The organism is Achromobacter sp. 2789STDY5608621, from assembly GCF_001299375.1.
Lineage (GTDB): Bacteria > Pseudomonadota > Gammaproteobacteria > Burkholderiales > Burkholderiaceae_B > Achromobacter > Achromobacter insuavis.
This window is the reverse complement of record NZ_CYTU01000003.1, coordinates 295,223-311,890: the sequence shown is the minus strand read 5'-3', so window position 1 is coordinate 311,890 and position 16,668 is coordinate 295,223. Positions and strand designations below refer to the sequence as shown.

The following is a 16,668-nucleotide window of genomic DNA, read 5'->3' as shown; positions in this document are numbered from 1 at the left end:
GGGGCCGCGCACGCGGGGTATCATCAAGGCTCTCTTCGTTGTCCTTGCCCTGAGTCTACCGATGCCCGCTGCTCCCCTGCGCTTTGGCCTGGCCGCCAACCGGCTGCACCATGAATCGCCCGATGCCGCCTTGTTCACCTGGCTGCGGGCCTGTTCGTCCACCATCCGCGAACTGGGCGTGCAGTTGCATACCGTGGGCCGCACCCACGATGCCATCGTGCGCGAGGGCATGCTGCAAGGCTATTCCGGCCTGATCCGCTATCCGTATGGCCGCGAAGGCGGGCTGATGAAGCTGGTGGCGCGCGTGACCGAGGGCCGCGATGGGCAGGAGCCGTTCGATGGCGCGATCTACCTGATCGATCCGGTGGACCCGTCGTCGATCTTTCCCGAGGCGCTGGCGCTCAAGCGCCAGTGCATTACGCATGGCCGGCCGTTCATCTCGACGCTGGCCGGCGCCATCGAGTGGATGGAGGTCGAGCGCGTGCATGCGGGCCTGGCGCCGGACATGGCGGTGTCGCGGCTGTTCAATTACACCGGCCAGACGCTGGCGCTGATCGCGCACGATGCGCTCAAGGACGAGATGGTGGCGTTCGCCGCCGAGCACTTCGACGTGCTGTCGCAATTCGCGCGGCGCGTGGCCACCGGCACCACCGGCGGCCGCCTGAACGAACTGGCCTGGTCGCGCGGCTGGCCCAAGGACACACCGTGGGTGCACCGCTACCTGAGCGGTCCGCTGGGCGGCGATGCGCAGATCGCGGAACTGGTGCTGGAGCACCAGTGCCAGCGCGTCATCTTCTTCGAAGATCCCCATGTGGCGCGCCAGCATGAGGCCGATATCCAGCTGCTCGAACGCGCGGTGCGCGTGGTGACGGAGTCGGCCACCTGCGCGACCTCGCCATCGGTGGCGCGGCGCTGGGCCAAGGCGGTGGAGTTGCGCGCCGGGCGCGGTTGACCCGGTTGTGTGTTGTCGAGGCGCCCTGTGGGGCGCCTTTTTTCTTGTCGTTTTCCCTGATGGGGGAGGGACGTTTGGGGCGTTTTGCCCGTGGGCGGCCTGTTGTAAACAGGGGAAGTCTTTCCTTTTGTAGGGAAAAGGAACGATTTCAATAACGAGAAACATTAACATTTGGCTCTTCAAAATTCATCAAGGGGAGCCACGTCGATGTTTGATCCTGCCATGTCCCGCCGCGCCAGCCTGGCGGCGGCGTTGAGCCTGCTGCCGGCCGCGCTGGTCGCGCAGTCCGCGCCCGTCGAACCGACCACGTTGCCGTCGGTCAAGGTGGAAGGCAGCGCGGAGACGGCGACCAGCCCGGTGCTGGGCTACGCCGCCACGCGTTCGGCCACCGCCACCAAGACGGACACGCCGCTGAACGAGACGGCGCAGTCGATCACCGTGGTGCCGCGCGACCAGATCGTGGACCAGGGCGCCACCAGCCTGCAGGAGGCGCTGGGCTATGCGGCCGGCGTGCGCTCCGACGCCTACGGCCTGGATTCGCGCAGCGACAGCGTGCGGGTGCGCGGGACCGATGTCGACGTCTACCTGGACGGCATGCGCCAGGCGTTCGATTACTACACCAGCACGACCCGCCCCGATCCGTACATGCTGGAACGCATCGAGGTGCTGCGCGGGCCGGCGGCCATGACGTATGGCCAGGGCAGCACGGGCGGCCTGATCAACATGGTCAGCAAGCGCCCGTTGGCCGAGGCGCAGCGCGAGGTCGGCGTGCAGGTGGGCAACCATGGGCGCAAGCAGGCGCAGATCGACCTGACGGGGCCGGTCACCGAGGATGGCCAATGGCTGTACCGCCTGGTGGCGTTGCAGCGCGATGCCGACACCCAGGTGCATCATGTGCCGGACGACCGCACGCTGGTGGCGCCGTCGCTGACCTGGCGGCCGAGCGCGGCGACGTCGCTGACGCTGCAGGCCCTGTACCAGAAGGACAAGTCGGGTTCGACCGCGCAGTTCATGCCGTGGTCGGGCATGCGCACGCCGAATCCGAACGGCATGATTCCGACTTATCGCTTCATCGGCGAACCGGACCATGACCGCTACGATTCCGAGCGCCGCAGTTTCGGCTGGCTGTTCGAGCACCAGTTCAACGACAAGTGGTCGTTCAGCCAGGGTTTCCGCCACGCCAACAACAAGGTGACGTACTTCACGCACTACGCGGACGCGTTCTCGGTGCCCGGCGGCTGGGCGGATGATCCGATCAAGCAGCGCATCATCGGCCGCTATGCCGATGACACCATCACCAAGGTGCGCATGGACACGCTGGACCAGCACCTGACGGGCGAGGTGAGCACCGGCGCGGTGACGCACAAGCTGCTGTTGGGGCTGGACTGGTCGCGCTACCGGCGCGACCGCCAGAGCGGCAGCGGCAAGGATACGATCGACGCCTATGATCCGGTGTACGGCAATGGCTATATCCCCGAGCTGACCGGCGAGCCGCGCTTCACGCAGCGCCAGACGGGCCTCTACCTGCAGGACCAGATGAAGATCGGCCAGCACTGGATCGTGACGGCGGGTCTGCGGTACGACCGCGCGCGCAGCCAGCTCGAGGGCGGGGATACGGACAAGGCGCAGGCCACCACCAAGCGGTTCGGGCTGATGTATGCGGCCAGCAACGGCTGGTCGCCGTATGTCAGCTACAGCGAGTCGTTCACGCCGGTGGCGAGCACCACGCGCAGCACGCCCGATGGCGACGTGCCGGAGCTGTACAAGCCGCTGCGCGGCAAGCAGTGGGAGGCGGGCGTCAAGTACCAGTCGGCGGATGGCGCCCACCTGGCCACCGCGTCGGTGTACGACCTGCGCGAGAAGAACCGCCTGGTGCCGGATCCGACGGCGGCGTTGAACAACATCCAGACCGGCAAGACGCGCACGCGCGGCCTGGAGCTGGAATGGCGCGGCCAGGTGACGTCGTCGTTCGACGTGATCGCGCACTACAACTACATCGACCTGGACCCGCAGCTGGAAGGCATTCCGCGCCATCAGGCCGCGGCGTGGGGGCGCTACCGTTTCGCGCTCGACAACCTGGATGGGCGCTTCACGGTGGGCGCGGGCACCCGCTGGATGGCGTCGTTCCGCGATGGCGATGGGCCGAAGCTGGCGCCGGTGTGGCTGGTGGACGCCATGATGGCGTACGAGACCAACCACTGGCGCTATGCCTTGAACGTCAACAACCTGACCGACAAGACCTATCTGGCGACGTGCCTGTCGCGCGGCGATTGCTGGTACGGCGCGCGCCGCAGCGCGATCGCCAGCGTCACCTACAAGTTCTGACGCGGGGCGTCAGCGGCCCTGGAAGCGCGGCGCGCGTTTTTCACGGAAGGCGCGCACGCCTTCGGCGAAATCCTCGCGCCGCGCGGTCTCCAGGAAGCAGGCGGTTTCTTCGGCCAGCTGCGTTTCGAGCGGGGCGTGCGCGGCGTTGCGCAGCAGGTGTTTGGCGCCGGCGATGCCGTGCGGCGCGTGGCTGGCGAGCTGACTGGCATAGGCCTGCGCCTGTTGCGCGAGCAGGCCCGTGTCGGCGACGCGGTTGAGCAGGCCCCAGTCCAATGCATCGGCGGCGCTGAAGGCGTCGTGGCGCAGCAGCAGGTCGAGCGCGCGGCGCGGGCCGAGCAGGCGGTTCAGGCCATGCGTCATGCCGGCATCGGGCGTGGCGCCGAGCTTCAGGTAGGCCGTCATGAAGCGCGTGTCGGCCTCGGCGATGGCCAGATCGCAGGCCAGCACCAGCGACAGGCCGGCGCCCGCGGCGACGCCGTGGACCTGCGCCAGCCAGAGCGAGTCCATGCGCGCGACGTGCGCGACGAAATCGTTGAGCGGCGTGAACAGGTCGAGCAGCTTGCCGCGCACCGCGTTGACGTCGCCTTCGAACAGCGTGATGTCGCCGCCGGCGCAGAAGGCCTTGCCGGCGCCGCGCAGCAGCACGACCCGGATGTCGGCGCGCGTTTCGAGCCATTGGGCGGCGCGTTGCAGGTCCAGCGCCATGGCGACGTCGATGGCGTTGAGCGTGGCGGGCTGGTTCAGCGTCAGCGTGGCGATGTCGTCGCCGGCTTCCAGCAAGAGGGTGGGAAAGACGGGCAGGGGTGGGTTCATGGCTTGTCTCCGTTATCGGGTAAATACCAACTTTCGATCCAAAAACCACGATGCTATGGTCGGAACCAAGCGCTTGCTCGGTTGCCGTCCGCCATGCAAGCGTAACGCATAGAACGATTTTCCGGCGCTGTACAGCGTAGGTAAAGACAGGTTCGCCGCATCGCCTGCCTCGGGGCTACGCTGATTCACCGCCAATAGAAAAACAGCTTCGCGATCAACAGCGAGGAGACAAAGGTGGATCAATCCGATAGCCCTCCCTTGCTGGAGGTGGATGGGGTCACGTTGGCGTTCGGCGGGGTCAAGGCGCTCACGGGCGTGGGCTTTCGCGTCGCGCCGGGATCCATCACCACGGTCATCGGCCCCAATGGCGCGGGCAAGACCTCGCTGTTCAACACCATCTCGGGTTTCTACCGGCCGGCCGCGGGCACCATCCGCTTCCTGGGCCGCGACATCACGCGCGTGGCCGCGCCGGAGCGCGCCCGCCAGGGGCTGGCGCGCAGCTTCCAGAACATCGCGCTGTTCCGCGGCATGACGGTGCTGGACAACATCAAGCTGGGGCGCCACGCCCACCTGCGCACCAATGTGCTCGATGCGCTGTTCTACCTCGGCCGGGCGCGGCGCGAGGAGATGGCGCTGCGCGCCGATATCGAAGAACGCATCATCGACTTTCTGGAGATCGACCACATCCGCCATGCGCCGGTGGCGGCGCTGTCGTACGGGCTGCGCAAGCGGGTGGAGCTGGCGCGGGCGCTGGCGATGCAGCCCAAGGTGCTGATGCTGGACGAGCCGGTGGCGGGCATGAACCGCGAGGAGACCGACGACATGGCGCGCTTCATCCTCGACGCGCGCGCCGAGTGGGGCGTGACGGTGCTGATGGTGGAGCACGACATGGGCATGGTGATGGACCTGTCGGACCACGTGGTGGTGCTGAACTTCGGCCAGGTGATCGCCGATGGCACGCCGGCGGCGGTGCAGGCCGATCCCGAGGTCATCAAGGCCTATCTGGGCGCGGGCGACGTCGGCGACCTGCGCCGGCGGCTGCGCGAGGCGGCCTGATGGACGGTCTGTTCTTCCTGGAGGTGACGCTGGCGGGGCTGGGTAGCGGCGGCCTGTACGCGCTGGCGGCGCTGGCGTTCGTGATCGTCTACAAGGCGACGCGGGTGGTGAACATCGCCATCGGCGAATTCCTGATGATGGGCGCCTATGTGTTCTATGCCTTCGCCGCTGGCATGGCCTGGCCGGTGTGGGCGGCGATCGCCGGGGCGGTGGCGCTGTCTGCCGTGCTGGGCGCGGTGGTGGAGCGGGTGACGATCCGGCCGATGCTGGGCGAGTCGCCGATCTCGGTGTTCATGATTACCGTGGGGTTGGCGTCGATCCTGGTGGGCGTGGTGGAACTGATCTGGACCGCGGACCAGCGCCGCCTGCCGGAGTTCATGCCGCGCGCGCCGGTGATGGTGGGCGAGGCGTTTGTCGCGCCCAAGGTGTTCTACGGCTTCTGGGTGGCGCTGGCGCTGGTGCTGCTGGTGCTGGCGGTGTTCCGCTACTGGCGCGGCGGGGTGGCGTTGCGCGCCACGGCGTCGGACCAGGGGGCGGCGTATGCGATGGGCATCAACGTGCCGCGGGTGTTCTCGCTGTCGTGGGCGGCGGCGGGCGCGATCGCGGCGGTGTCGGGGGTGATCGTGGGGGCGATCGGCGGCATCTCGTCGTCGATGGGCGTGTTCGGCCTGTCGGTGCTGGTGGTGGTGATCGTGGGCGGGCTGGACAGCGTGGCCGGGGCGCTGGTGGGGGGCATCTTCATCGGGCTGCTGGAGGCCTGGGCCGGGGCCTACCTGGGCGGCGAATACAAACTGCTGGCGACCTTCGTGGTGCTGGTGGCGGTGCTGATGATGCGGCCCTACGGGCTGTTCGGCACGCGCGAAATCGAGAGGCTGTAGCCATGCGCATCGCGACCGCGAAAGAGACCTACCGGGCCGACGAGGCGCTGTTCGACACAACAACCCAGCGGCTGTGGCTGGCGTTGCTGGCGGCGTCGCTGGCGCTGTTCCCGTTCGTGGCCGACGCCTACTGGCTGTACCTGGCGTGCCTGGTGGCGATCAACGTGGCCAGCGCCACGGGGTTGAACATCCTGACCGGCTACACCGGGCTGGTGAGCCTGGGACAGGCCGCGTTCATGGGACTGGGCGCGTACACGGTGGCGGTGATGGAGCTGCGGCTGGGCACGCCGGTGCTGCTGAATCTGTTGGGGGCCGGCGTGGTGGCGATGCTGGGCGGGTTGCTGGTGGGGATTCCGTCGCTGCGGGTCAAGGGGCTGTACCTGGCGATCTCGACCATCGCGGCGTCTTTCATCGCGCACTTCGTGTTCGCGAATTGGGCCTTCACCGGTGGCACGGGCGGGCTGCAGGTGCCGCCGGCGCGGCTGCTGGGGATCGATCTGGACACGTCGTTCAAGATCTATTGGCTGATCGTGCCGTTGACGGCGCTGATGGTGCTGGGCGCGGCCAACCTGTTCCGCACGCGCATCGGCCGCGCGTTCATCGCGATCCGCGACCGCGACATTTCCGCCGAGGTGCTGGGCATCCACCTGCTGCGCTACAAGCTGCTGTCGTTCGGGCTGTCGTCGTTCTATGCGGGCGTGGCGGGCGGCCTGTGGGCGTATTTCTTCCGCGTGGTCACGCCGGAGAGCTTTCCGCTGATCATGTCGATCTTCTTCCTGGCGGCCATCATCGTGGGCGGCATGGGGTCGATCCTGGGTTCCATCCTGGGCGCCGTGTTCATGACCATGGTGCCCGAACTGCTCAAGCTGGTGGTGGGCTGGCTGCCGGTGGGGGGCGATGCCCTGCGGCTGATCTCGCCGGTGCGCACCATCGTGTTCGGCCTGCTGATCGTGGGCTTTCTGATCTTCGAGCCGCACGGGCTCGCGGAAATCTGGCGCCGCGTGCGCCGCTACTTCCATCTGTGGCCATTCCGCACCTAGACGGCGGCCGCGTATTCCCAAGAGAACCAGGAGACGAAACCATGAAGCGCATCCGGATAGGCAGCGGTTTATCGAAGTTGCTGGCGCCCTTGGGCGTGGCATTGGTGCTGGCCGCCGCGCCGGCGGCCCAGGCCGAGGAGGACCTGGTGCTGGGCGGGTCGATCCCGCTGAGCGGGGTGTTCGCGTTCGCCGGGCAGGGCATCCATGCCGGCATCACCGACTACGTCAAGATCGTCAACGACCAGGGCGGCATCAAGGGCCGCAAGCTGCGTTACGTGCCGGAGGACACCGCCTACAAGGTGGACGCGTCGGTGGCGGCCTTCAAGAAGATCACCAGCCAGAACAAGGTCAATTTCTACTATGGCGATTCGACCGGGTTCTCCAAGACCATCAATGCCGAACTGAATCGCTCGGGCAACATCCTGATGACGGGGGCCTCGTTCGCGACCGAGCTGAACGATCCGGCCAAGTATCCGGCGCAGTTCATGCTGGGGCCGGACTACACGGAGATGTTCGGCATCCTGCTGCGCTACATCGCCAAGGAGAAGCCGGGCGCCAAGGTGGCGTTCGTGTATTCGGACACCGAGTTCGGCCGCGACCCGATCGCCAGTTCGCGCGCGGTGGCGCAGAAGCTGGGGCTGACGGTGGCCACCGAGATCATGACGCCGCCGGGCAGCGTCGATGTGTCGACCGAGGTCATCAAGCTGCGCCGCGCCGATCCGGACTTCACCATCTTCCACGGCTACGTGCTGGCGCCGATTCCCGAGTTCGTCGGGCAGGGCAAGCGCATGGGCCTGAAGACGCGCTACATGGGCACGTTCTGGACCATGGACAACTCCACCGTGATGCAGATGGGCGAGGACGCCGAGGGCTTCATGGGCGTGATGCCGTACCGCTATTACTACGACGAGACGGCCGATGCCCCGATGCTCAAGAAGATCCGCGAGATGCGGCCGCAATACCAGAGCACCGGCTACATGCAGGGCTTCCTGGCGGCGATGCTGTTCACCGAGGTGGCCAAGCGCACGCTGGAAGCGGGCAAGGAGCTGACCAGCGCCAACATGAAGGCGGCGCTGGAGGGTATCAAGGACTTCGACACCGGCGGGCTGATCGGCGTGCCGATCACCATCAAGGGCAATTCGATTCCGGTGGGCCGAATCTATCGCGCCGATACCAAGCAGAAGCAGATGGTGCCGGCTTCCGACTGGATCGTGCTGCAGTGAGGCGCCCGTGACTCCCGGACACGCCGCGTCGCCATCCACGGTGCTGGACATCAACAACATCGAGGTGGTCTACAACAAGGCGGTGCAGGTGCTGCGCGGCCTGTCGCTGTCGGTGCCGGCGGGCGCCATCGTGGCGCTGCTGGGCAGCAACGGCGCCGGCAAGTCGACCACGCTGAAGGCGGTGTCGCGCCTGCTCGACCTGGAGGACGGCGAGCTGGCGCGCGGGCGCATCCTGTTCGACGGCGGCGACACCGCCGGCGCGCGGCCGCAGAACCTGGTGCGCGCCGGGCTGGCGCATGTGATGGAAGGGCGCCGTGTGTTCGAGGATCTGTCGGTCGAGGAGAACCTGGTGGCCGCGACCTACGCGCTGAGCGGCAGGCGCGGCGCCAAGGCCGATTTCGATCTGGTGTACGGGTATTTTCCACGCCTGTACGAGCGTCGCCGCGGCCTGGCGGGCTATCTGTCGGGCGGCGAGCAGCAGATGCTGGCGATCGGGCGGGCGCTGATCGCGCAGCCCAAGCTGATGCTGTTGGACGAGCCGTCGCTGGGGTTGTCGCCAATGCTGGTGGAAACCATTTTTTCCATCATCGCCCGCATCAATCGCGAACAGGGGGTGTCGATGCTGCTGGTCGAGCAGAACGCGTCGGTGGCGTTGGCGGTGGCGCATTACGGCTACATCATGGAGACCGGCAAGGTGGTGATCGACGGCACGGCCGAGAAGCTGGCGGCCGACCCCGACGTGCGCGAGTTCTATCTGGGCGTGGGCGGGTCGGGCGAGGCGCGCGGCTTTCGCGACATAAAGCACTACAAGCGCCGCAAGCGCTGGCTGTCATGAGCGCCCCTGGCGGAGGTTCCCGCGTGAATCCGGATGCCTGGCCGGCGCTGACGCTGCCGCAGATGCTGCGCGAGCAGGCGCGCCGCCAGCCCGACGGCATCGCCGTGCGGCAGAAGGACTTCGGCATCTGGCGGCCGGTGTCGTGGGCGCAGTACTGGCGCCGCGCCTGCCGCGTGGGGCTGGGCCTGCAGGCGGCCGGCCTGTCGCGCGGCGGACGCGTGGCGATCGTGGCGGAGAACCGGCTGGAGTGGCTGTTGACGCAGCTGGGCGCGGGCGCCGTCGGCGGCGTGGCGGTGGGCGTCTACGCGACCAGCCCGGCCGAGGAAATGGGCTATGTGCTGGAGCACGCCGACGTCGAGCTGGTGGTGTGCGAGGACCAGGAGCAGACCGACAAGGTGCTGCAGGTGGCGCACCGCCTGCCGCTGTTGCGCCGCATCGTGGTGATGGAGACCAAGGGCCTGCGCTCCTATGCGCCGGCCGAGCGCGATCGCATCATCGCCTTCGCCGAACTGGAGGCCGACGGCCAGCGGATGGAGGCCGAGGCGCTGCCGGCGTTGAACAGCGTGCTGGACGGACAGCGGCTGGATGACCTGGGATTGATGATCTATACCTCGGGGTCGACCGGCAAGCCCAAGGGCGCGATGCTGAGCTATCGCAACATGCGCGGCGTGGCGCCGGGGATCGCCGACCGCCTGGGGATGGACGCGGCCAGCGTGCACCTGTCGTATCTGCCGCTGTGCCACGTGGCCGAGCAGATGCTGTCGACCTTCGTGCCCATCTACCTGGGCGCGCAGGTCAATTTCGGCGAGTCGATCCGCACCGTGCAGGAAGACCTGCGCGAAGTGGCGCCGACCGTGTTTCTGGGCGTGCCCCGCATCTGGGAGAAGCTGCACGCGTCGATCTCGATCAAGATGCAGGAGGCCGGCCGCCTGCAGCGCTGGCTGTACCAGCGGGCCATGGCGGCGTGCGCGCCGTTCGCGGAAAAGTCGGCCGGGCAGCGCAATGCGGGCGAACGGCTGACCTACGCCCTTTGGTACTGGCTGGTGTTGCGGGCCCTGCAGAACTTCATCGGCCTGCGGCGCGTGCGGGTGGCGATGACGGGGGCGGCGCCGATCGCGCCCGAGGTGGTGCGCTACTTCCGCAATCTCGGCGTGCCGCTGGTGGAGGTGTATGGCCTGACCGAGTCGACCGGCATGATCTTCGGCCAGCACCCGGACCGCGTGAAGGCGGGCACGGTGGGCGAGCCGATCCTGGGCGTCGAATGGCGCCTGGGCGAGGCGGGTGAATTGCAGATGCGCGGCGAGATGGTGTTCGCGGGCTACTACAAGAACGACGCCGCCACCGCCGACACGGTGCGCGACGGCTGGCTGCACACGGGCGACGTGGCCGCGGTGCGGGACGGCCAGCTGCGCATCGTAGATCGCCTGAAGGACATCATGATCACGGCCGGCGGCAAGAATCTGACGCCGTCCGAGATCGAGAACGCGGTCAAGAGCAGTCCCTACGTGAAGGAGTGCGTGGTCGTCGCCGACGGCCGGCGCTATGTGGCCGCGCTGATCCAGCTGGAGTTCGAGACGGTGGGCAAGTGGGCCGAATCGCAGCGCATCGCCTTCACCCATTTCCGTTCGCTGGCCGAGTGCGCGCAGGTGCGGGAACTGGTGGCCGGCGAGGTGGCGCGCGCCAACGCGGGGCTGGCGCCCGTGGCGCAGATCAAGCGCTTCCATCTGCTGACCAAGGAACTGGATCATGACGATGGCGAGGTGACCGCGACCATGAAGGTGCGGCGCGCCAGCATCTACCGCAGCTACGCGGACGAGATCGAACGGCTGTACGCCGAGGAGACGCCGGCATGAATGACGCGGTGATCGTGGAAGCGGTGCGCACCCCGTTCGGGCGGCGCGGCGGCTGGTGGGCCGATACCCGGCCCGATGACTTGCTGGCCATGGCCATCCAGGGCGTGCTGGCCCGCGCCGGCCTGCCGGCCGGACAGGTGGACGACGTGGTGGCCGGCTGCGTCAGCCAGGCGGGCGAGCAGGGCGCCAACATCGGCCGCCTGGCCGCGCTGCTGGCGGGCCTGCCGCAAACGGTGCCGGGCGTGGCCTTGAACCGCATGTGCGGGTCGAGCCAGCAAGCCGTGCATGTCGGGGCGCAGGCGATTGCCGCGGGCGATATGCGCTACGTGGTGGCGGGCGGCGTCGAGAGCATGAGCCGGGTGCCCATGTTCCTGGACGTGACGCTGGGGCAGGGCGAGTTCCGCGGCTTCGAATCGCTGAACCCCGGACTGCTGCAACGTTATCCGTTGATCCATCAGATCGAGAGCGCGGAGCGTATCGCCGAGCAGTGGCAGTTGCGCCGCGAAGAACTGGACGCGTGGTCGATGCAAAGCCATGCGCGCGCCTGGCAGGCGGCCAGCGCGGGCCGCCACGCCGAGCTGTTGCCGGGGCCGGCCGGCACGCCGGCGCGCGACGAAGGCATCCGCGAGCGCGCCGACCCGGCCAAGATGGCGGCGCTGGCGCCGGCCATGCGCGCGCCGGGGCAGGGCAACGTGACGGCGGCGCAGGCCAGCCAGCTGGCCGACGGCGCCGCCGCGGTGCTGCTGGCGGATCGCGCCGTGGCGCTGGCCGACGGGCTGCGGCCGCAGGCGCGGTTCCGCGCGCGCGTGGCGATCGGCTCGGACCCGGTGTTGCAGCTGACCGGCGTCATCCCCGCCACCGAGCAGGCCCTGGCGCGCGCCGGCCTGCGGCTGGCGGATATCGACTGGATCGAGATCAACGAGGCCTTCGCCAGCGTGGTGCTGGCCTGGCTGAAGACGCTGGGCGCGGATCCGTCGAAGGTCAATCCGTGGGGCGGGGCCATCGCCCATGGTCATCCCTTGGGCGCGACCGGCGCGGCGTTGATGGCCAAGATGCTGGCGGGACTGCGCGCCACCGGCGGCCAGTTCGGGCTGCAGGTCATGTGCATCGGCCATGGCATGGCGACCGCGACGATCATCGAACGCCTATGAGCCGGATCGACAGGGACGACCTGGGCGCGGCGCCGATCGGACACGAGGACGGCGCGGAATCGCTGCGTCGCGCCGAGGTGATCCTGACGGCGGCCCGCCTGTTCCGCAAGCATGGCTACGAGCGCACCACGGTGCGCGAGCTGGCGCGCGCCGTGGGCCTGCAGTCCGGCAGTCTGTTCCACCATTTCCGCAGCAAGGAGGAAATCCTGGTGGCGGTGATGAACAACGGCATCCAGGAAGTGCTGGATGCGGGCCGCCAGGCCCTGGCGTTGTACCAGGCGCCGGCCGACCGGCTGGCGGCGCTGTTTCGCGTGCACATGTGGAGCATGCTGCACGGCGCTGGCGGCGATGCCATGAATGCGCTGGTCTACGAGTGGCGCAGCCTGTCGGCGCCGAGCCAGGCCAGCGTCAAGGGGTTGAGCGACCGCTACGAGGCAATGTGGCAGGACGCGGTGGCGGCGGCGGTGGCCGCCGGCCTGCTGCGCGGCGACGCGCGCGTGATCAAGCGTTGCGTGCTGGGTGCGATGAACCTGACGGTGCAGTGGTACAAGCCCGACGGCCGGTTGCGGCCGGCGGCGTTCATCGATGAGATGCTGCGGGCCAGCCTGCCGGCGTTGCCGGAGGGGGCGGGGCGCTGGCCGGTGGCATGAAGCGCCCGGCGGATCAGGCGCTGCCCGGCCAGTAATGGCTGTCCGGCAACGCGCGCGCGCCGAAGATCGCCTGGCCGACGCGCACCAGGGTGGCGCCTTCTTCGATGGCGATCTCGAAGTCGCCGGACATGCCCATCGACAGTTCGTCCAGGTGGATGCCCGCGGGCGCTTCCTGGCGCAGGCGGTCGCGCAGGCCGCGCAGCAGCACGAAGCACTGGCGCACGCGTTCGGCCTCGCTGGAGAACAGCGCCAGCGTCATGAAGCCGCGCACGCGCAGCGCGGAGTAGGCCGGCAGCGCCTGGAGGAAGGCCGCCACGTCGTCGGGCGCCAGGCCATACTTGCTGGGCTCGCCGGAGGTGTTGACCTGCACGAACACGTCCAGCGCGCGGCCCTCGGCCTGCAGGCGCCGGTCCAGCGCCTCGGCCAGCCGCAGGCTGTCCAGCGCCTGGAACTCGCTGGCGAACTGCGCCACCAGCTTGGCCTTGTTGGTCTGCAGGTGGCCGATGACCGACCAGCGCAGATCGGCCAGGTCGGCGGTGTTTTCCCATTTGCGGTGGGCTTCCTGCACCTTGTTCTCGCCCAGCAGGCGGCAGCCGGCGGCGTGGGCCAGCCGGATGCGGGATTCGTCCATGGTCTTGCTGACCGGCAGCAATTGCACGCTGGCCGGATCGCGCCCGACGCGATCGCAGGCGGCCGCCATGCGGGCGTGGATCGTCGCCAGGTTGTGCTGGAAATCCTCGACGCTGAGGGCCTGCGGGTAGCGGCCATGCTGGTCGTGCCGGGTCTGGGTGTCGCCGTCGGCCGGCGTGGCCGCGGCGCTGTCGGGGGAAGTCGTCATCATTTCACCAGTTGCTTGTGCGCGGAGTCGGAACGCGTCGATGCAGTGTAACGGGCCGCGCGCCAGGGCAGGCGGCCGTTGAGCAGGGCGTGCGCCAGCAGGCCGATCACCAGGCCCCAGAAGGCGCCGCCGATGCCGAACAGCTTGATGTTGGCGGCGGCCGCCAGGAAGGTGATGAGCGAGGCCTCGCGCGATTTGGCGTCGGCCAGCGCGCTGGCCAGGCTGCCGCCGATGGTGCCCAGCAGGGCCAGGCCCGCCAAGGTGGTGATGAAGGCGGCCGGCAGCGCCATGAACACGGCGGCCAGCGTCACGCCGAAGATGCCGACCAGGATGTAGAAGACGCCCGCGGCGACGCCGGCGATCCAGCGCTTGGACGGGTCGTCATGGGCTTCGCGGCCGGTGCAGATGGCGGCGGTGATGGCGGCCAGGTTGAAGGCATGCGAGCCGAATGGCGCCATCAGCAGCGAGCCCAGGCCGGTGAGGGTGACGATGGGGTTGGCGCTGGTCTTGAAGCCGTCGTTGCGCAGCACCAGCATGCCGGGCATGTACTGGCCCGTCAGCGTGATCAGGAACAGCGGCAGCGCCACGCTCAGCAGTCCGTTGAGCGAGAACGCGGGCGCGGTGAAGACGGGCGCGGCGAATTCCAGCCGCAGCCCGGACAGGTCGACCCGGTCCTGCGCCAGCAGCAGCGCCAGGCCGGACACCAGGATGCCGACCACGGCGTAGCGCGCCGTATAGCGCTTGAGCGCGACGTAGGCCAGGATCAGCCAGCCCACCAGCAGCGGGTCCAGGCTCATGCCGCCGAAGGCGCCGATGCCGAACGGCAGCAGGATGCCCGCCAGCAGGCCGGCGGCCACGCCCGGGGGGATGAGGCGGATGGCCTTGTCGAAATAGCCGGACAGTCCGAGCAGGACGAAGGCGGCGGCCGAGATCAGGTAGGCGCCGATGGCCTCGGCATACGGCGTGGTCGCCAGGGCCGTGACCAGGAAGGCGGCGGCGGGCGTGGACCAGGCGGTGATGACCGGTTCGCGGCTGAGCCAGCTCAGCACGATGCCGGTGATGCCCACGCCGATCGACACCGACCAGACCCAGGAGGCGGTCAGCGCCGGACTGAGACCGGCGACCTTGGCGGCCTGGAACACCAGGATGAAGGTGCCGCCGTAGTTGACGATGACCGAGATCAGGCCGGCGACGATGGGATGGACTAGATCGCGCGGAAGCAGGGAGGAGGCGCTGGGGGAGGACATGGGGGGCGAGGGGATGCGGGAAGGGTTGAGTGGCAGCCCACTTTGTAGCGCCGTATTGGACTGTCACGTCAGTACACTTTATCGTTCCAGGCCAGACCACTTTTTTAGCCCGACGCGGCCGGCCGCGACTAGAATGGTCGGCTTTCATCGACGCTTTCATGGCTTTCGGGCAGACCGCATGAGCAAGACCTTCGCGCTGGATACCCTGAAGATCCGCATGGGCGACGCCGACCTGGCGCCGCTCGATCTGCATCTGCGCATCCAGCGCGCCCTGCGCGCGCTGGTGCTGGACGGCGATCTGGACCCGGGCGTGAAACTGCCCGCCACGCGCGCGCTGGCGCAGTCGCTGGGCGTGGCCCGCGACACGGTCGAAAACGCCTACGTGCAGTTGCAGCGCGACGGCTTCATCGCGCGGCGCAAGGGCTCGGGCAGCTACGTGTCCGAGACCATCGGCACCGAACTGCGCGGATCGGCGCGGCGCCGCCCGCCGGCCCGCGAACGCCGGCCCGAGGCGCCGCAACCGGCCGCGCCGACGGCGGGCCTGAGCCGGCGCGGGCGCGCGATCTTCGACAGCGGCGGCGTGGCCGACCAGCAGACGATCCAGGCCTTCGCCACCGGCCTGCCCGAGACCCGCACCTTTCCGACCGGCGTGTGGGAACGGCTGCAGCGGCAGGTGATGAAGGATCATCGCGGCACGGTGCTGCTGCATGGCGATCCGCAGGGCGCCGAGCCCTTGCGCAAGGCTATCGCGACCTACCTGAACCTGGAGCGCGGCGCCAAGGTCCGCGCCGAGCAGATCGTGGTGCTGAGCAGCACGCGCCAGGCGCTGTTCCTGTGCGCGCAGCTGCTGGTGGACGCGGGCAAGCCGATCCTGTTGGAGAATCCGGGCTACTTCGGCGCCCGCAAGGCATTCGAATTCGCCGAGGCCCGGGTGGTGCCGATCGATGTCGACGCGCAGGGCATCCGCACCGACCTGCTGCGGGCCGACCGCAGCGGCGCCAGCTGCGTCTACGTGACGCCGTCGCACCAGTATCCGACCGGGGCGACCCTGTCGCTGGAGCGGCGGCTCGACCTGACGCGCTGGGCGGCCGAGAGCGGCAAGTGGATCATCGAGGACGACTACGACAGCGAATTCCATTACGACGGCCTGCCGACCGCCTGCGTGCAGGGGCTGGACCGGCATGGCCGCACGATATACCTCGGCACCTTCAGCAAGACGCTCTATCCGGGCCTGCGGATGGGCTACATGGCACTGCCGGACGAGCTGGTCGGCGCCTTCAGCCGCGCGCGCAGCATCGTTGACGGCCATACGCCGCAGATCCTGCAACTGACGCTGGCGCGCTTCATGGCCGACGGCCACTACAACGCGCACGTGCGGGCCATGCGCAAGCTGTACGCGGCGCGGCGCGAGGCGATGCTGGCGGCGGTCGGCAAACACCTGGCGGGGGTGGCGCGCGCGCTGCGCCCCGAGGGCGGGCTGCAGGTGCCCTGCCTGCTGGAGCCGGGGTGGTCGGAGGCGGACACCATCCGCCGCGCCGCGCAGGCCGGCCTGGTGTTGCCGGGCCTGGCGCGGCTGTATGCGGGCACGCCGGCGCTGCAAGGCTGGCTGCTGGGCTATGCCTCGCTGAGCGCGCACGAGATCGATCTCGCCATGCGGCGCCTGGCGGTCGCGATAAGGAAGAAGGGGTAGGGCGGCGCCACGCACGGCGGCCGCCCGTCGCGCGGGATCAGCCCTTGCGCTTGAGGAAGGCGCCGACGCCGCAGGCCACCGCGATCGCCAGCAGGGCGGCTGCGATGGTCAGGAGGA

The 16,668-nt window shown here is 68.8% G+C and carries 14 protein-coding genes; 11 read left to right on the top strand and 3 right to left on the bottom strand.

Features of this window, described 5'->3' with window-relative positions; translation table 11 throughout:
• The first annotated feature begins 61 nt into the window (after positions 1-61).
• Both AOZ53_RS05495 and AOZ53_RS05490 read left to right on the top strand, forming a co-directional pair.
• Complete coding sequence (locus AOZ53_RS05495) at positions 62-952, top strand: methylglyoxal synthase (RefSeq protein WP_054487161.1); 891 nt, start codon at positions 62-64, stop codon at positions 950-952.
• A gap of 222 nt (positions 953-1,174) precedes the next feature.
• Complete coding sequence (locus AOZ53_RS05490) at positions 1,175-3,277, top strand: TonB-dependent siderophore receptor (RefSeq protein WP_054487159.1); 2,103 nt, start codon at positions 1,175-1,177, stop codon at positions 3,275-3,277.
• A gap of 9 nt (positions 3,278-3,286) precedes the next feature.
• Here AOZ53_RS05490 and AOZ53_RS05485 read toward each other — a convergent pair whose 3' ends face one another.
• Positions 3,287-4,090, bottom strand: a complete 804-nt coding sequence (locus AOZ53_RS05485; protein WP_054487158.1) for an enoyl-CoA hydratase/isomerase family protein — start codon at positions 4,088-4,090, stop codon at positions 3,287-3,289.
• A gap of 258 nt (positions 4,091-4,348) precedes the next feature.
• Between AOZ53_RS05485 and AOZ53_RS05480 the strand changes: the two genes are divergently transcribed.
• From AOZ53_RS05480 to AOZ53_RS05445, 8 genes are all read left to right on the top strand, one after another.
• Positions 4,349-5,146, top strand: coding sequence for an ABC transporter ATP-binding protein (locus tag AOZ53_RS05480; RefSeq protein ID WP_369816787.1), 798 nt, complete (start codon positions 4,349-4,351; stop codon positions 5,144-5,146).
• Positions 5,146-6,024 (top strand): branched-chain amino acid ABC transporter permease, encoded by an 879-nt coding sequence (locus tag AOZ53_RS05475; protein WP_054429938.1) that lies wholly within the window; start codon positions 5,146-5,148, stop codon positions 6,022-6,024. Before AOZ53_RS05480 ends, AOZ53_RS05475 begins: the two co-directional genes overlap by 1 nt.
• Before the next feature lie 2 nt (positions 6,025-6,026).
• Positions 6,027-7,064: a branched-chain amino acid ABC transporter permease gene (locus AOZ53_RS05470; protein WP_054487154.1), complete on the top strand. Its 1,038-nt coding sequence runs from the start codon at positions 6,027-6,029 to the stop codon at positions 7,062-7,064.
• 41 nt (positions 7,065-7,105) lie between these two features.
• Positions 7,106-8,287, top strand: a complete 1,182-nt coding sequence (locus AOZ53_RS05465; RefSeq protein WP_054487152.1) for an ABC transporter substrate-binding protein — start codon at positions 7,106-7,108, stop codon at positions 8,285-8,287.
• 40 nt (positions 8,288-8,327) lie between these two features.
• Complete coding sequence (locus AOZ53_RS05460) at positions 8,328-9,122, top strand: ABC transporter ATP-binding protein (protein ID WP_054471927.1); 795 nt, start codon at positions 8,328-8,330, stop codon at positions 9,120-9,122.
• Positions 9,123-9,184: 62 nt separating this feature from the next.
• Entirely contained in the window at positions 9,185-10,975 is a 1,791-nt protein-coding gene (locus tag AOZ53_RS05455) for an AMP-dependent synthetase/ligase (protein WP_231690570.1), read from the top strand.
• Positions 10,972-12,126: a thiolase family protein gene (locus tag AOZ53_RS05450; RefSeq protein ID WP_054487149.1), complete on the top strand. Its 1,155-nt coding sequence runs from the start codon at positions 10,972-10,974 to the stop codon at positions 12,124-12,126. The genes AOZ53_RS05455 and AOZ53_RS05450 overlap by 4 nt, the downstream gene beginning before the upstream one ends.
• Positions 12,123-12,776, top strand: a complete 654-nt coding sequence (locus AOZ53_RS05445) for a TetR/AcrR family transcriptional regulator (RefSeq protein WP_054429926.1) — start codon at positions 12,123-12,125, stop codon at positions 12,774-12,776. The genes AOZ53_RS05450 and AOZ53_RS05445 overlap by 4 nt, the downstream gene beginning before the upstream one ends.
• Positions 12,777-12,789: 13 nt before the next feature.
• Here the strand turns inward: AOZ53_RS05445 and AOZ53_RS05440 are convergent, their stop codons facing one another.
• Positions 12,790-13,617 carry a YggS family pyridoxal phosphate-dependent enzyme gene (locus tag AOZ53_RS05440; protein ID WP_180188962.1) on the bottom strand — a complete coding sequence of 276 codons (828 nt, stop codon included), beginning with the start codon at positions 13,615-13,617 and terminating at the stop codon, positions 12,790-12,792.
• Positions 13,614-14,861 (bottom strand): benzoate/H(+) symporter BenE family transporter, encoded by a 1,248-nt coding sequence (locus AOZ53_RS05435; protein ID WP_054429923.1) that lies wholly within the window; start codon positions 14,859-14,861, stop codon positions 13,614-13,616. The genes AOZ53_RS05440 and AOZ53_RS05435 overlap by 4 nt, the downstream gene beginning before the upstream one ends.
• Positions 14,862-15,039: 178 nt before the next feature.
• Here AOZ53_RS05435 and AOZ53_RS05430 point away from each other — a divergent pair, with 178 nt between their 5' ends.
• Positions 15,040-16,551, top strand: a complete 1,512-nt coding sequence (locus AOZ53_RS05430; protein ID WP_054487147.1) for a MocR-like pyridoxine biosynthesis transcription factor PdxR — start codon at positions 15,040-15,042, stop codon at positions 16,549-16,551.
• Positions 16,552-16,668: the final 117 nt, after the last annotated feature.

Excerpts from the sequence above, each read along its gene's own strand:
- AOZ53_RS05485 (WP_054487158.1), bottom strand. The coding sequence starts at position 4,090 with ATGAACCCACCCCTGCCCGTCTTTCCCACCCTCTTGCTGGAAGCCGGC.
- AOZ53_RS05450 (WP_054487149.1), top strand. The coding sequence starts at position 10,972 with ATGAATGACGCGGTGATCGTGGAAGCGGTGCGCACCCCGTTCGGGCGG.
- AOZ53_RS05495 (WP_054487161.1), top strand. The coding sequence starts at position 62 with ATGCCCGCTGCTCCCCTGCGCTTTGGCCTGGCCGCCAACCGGCTGCAC.
- AOZ53_RS05455 (WP_231690570.1), top strand. The coding sequence starts at position 9,185 with ATGCTGCGCGAGCAGGCGCGCCGCCAGCCCGACGGCATCGCCGTGCGG.
- AOZ53_RS05435 (WP_054429923.1), bottom strand. The coding sequence starts at position 14,861 with ATGTCCTCCCCCAGCGCCTCCTCCCTGCTTCCGCGCGATCTAGTCCAT.
- AOZ53_RS05445 (WP_054429926.1), top strand. The coding sequence starts at position 12,123 with ATGAGCCGGATCGACAGGGACGACCTGGGCGCGGCGCCGATCGGACAC.
- AOZ53_RS05470 (WP_054487154.1), top strand. The coding sequence starts at position 6,027 with ATGCGCATCGCGACCGCGAAAGAGACCTACCGGGCCGACGAGGCGCTG.
- AOZ53_RS05475 (WP_054429938.1), top strand. The coding sequence starts at position 5,146 with ATGGACGGTCTGTTCTTCCTGGAGGTGACGCTGGCGGGGCTGGGTAGC.
- AOZ53_RS05490 (WP_054487159.1), top strand. The coding sequence starts at position 1,175 with ATGTCCCGCCGCGCCAGCCTGGCGGCGGCGTTGAGCCTGCTGCCGGCC.
- AOZ53_RS05430 (WP_054487147.1), top strand. The coding sequence starts at position 15,040 with ATGAGCAAGACCTTCGCGCTGGATACCCTGAAGATCCGCATGGGCGAC.
- AOZ53_RS05465 (WP_054487152.1), top strand. The coding sequence starts at position 7,106 with ATGAAGCGCATCCGGATAGGCAGCGGTTTATCGAAGTTGCTGGCGCCC.
- AOZ53_RS05440 (WP_180188962.1), bottom strand. The coding sequence starts at position 13,617 with ATGATGACGACTTCCCCCGACAGCGCCGCGGCCACGCCGGCCGACGGC.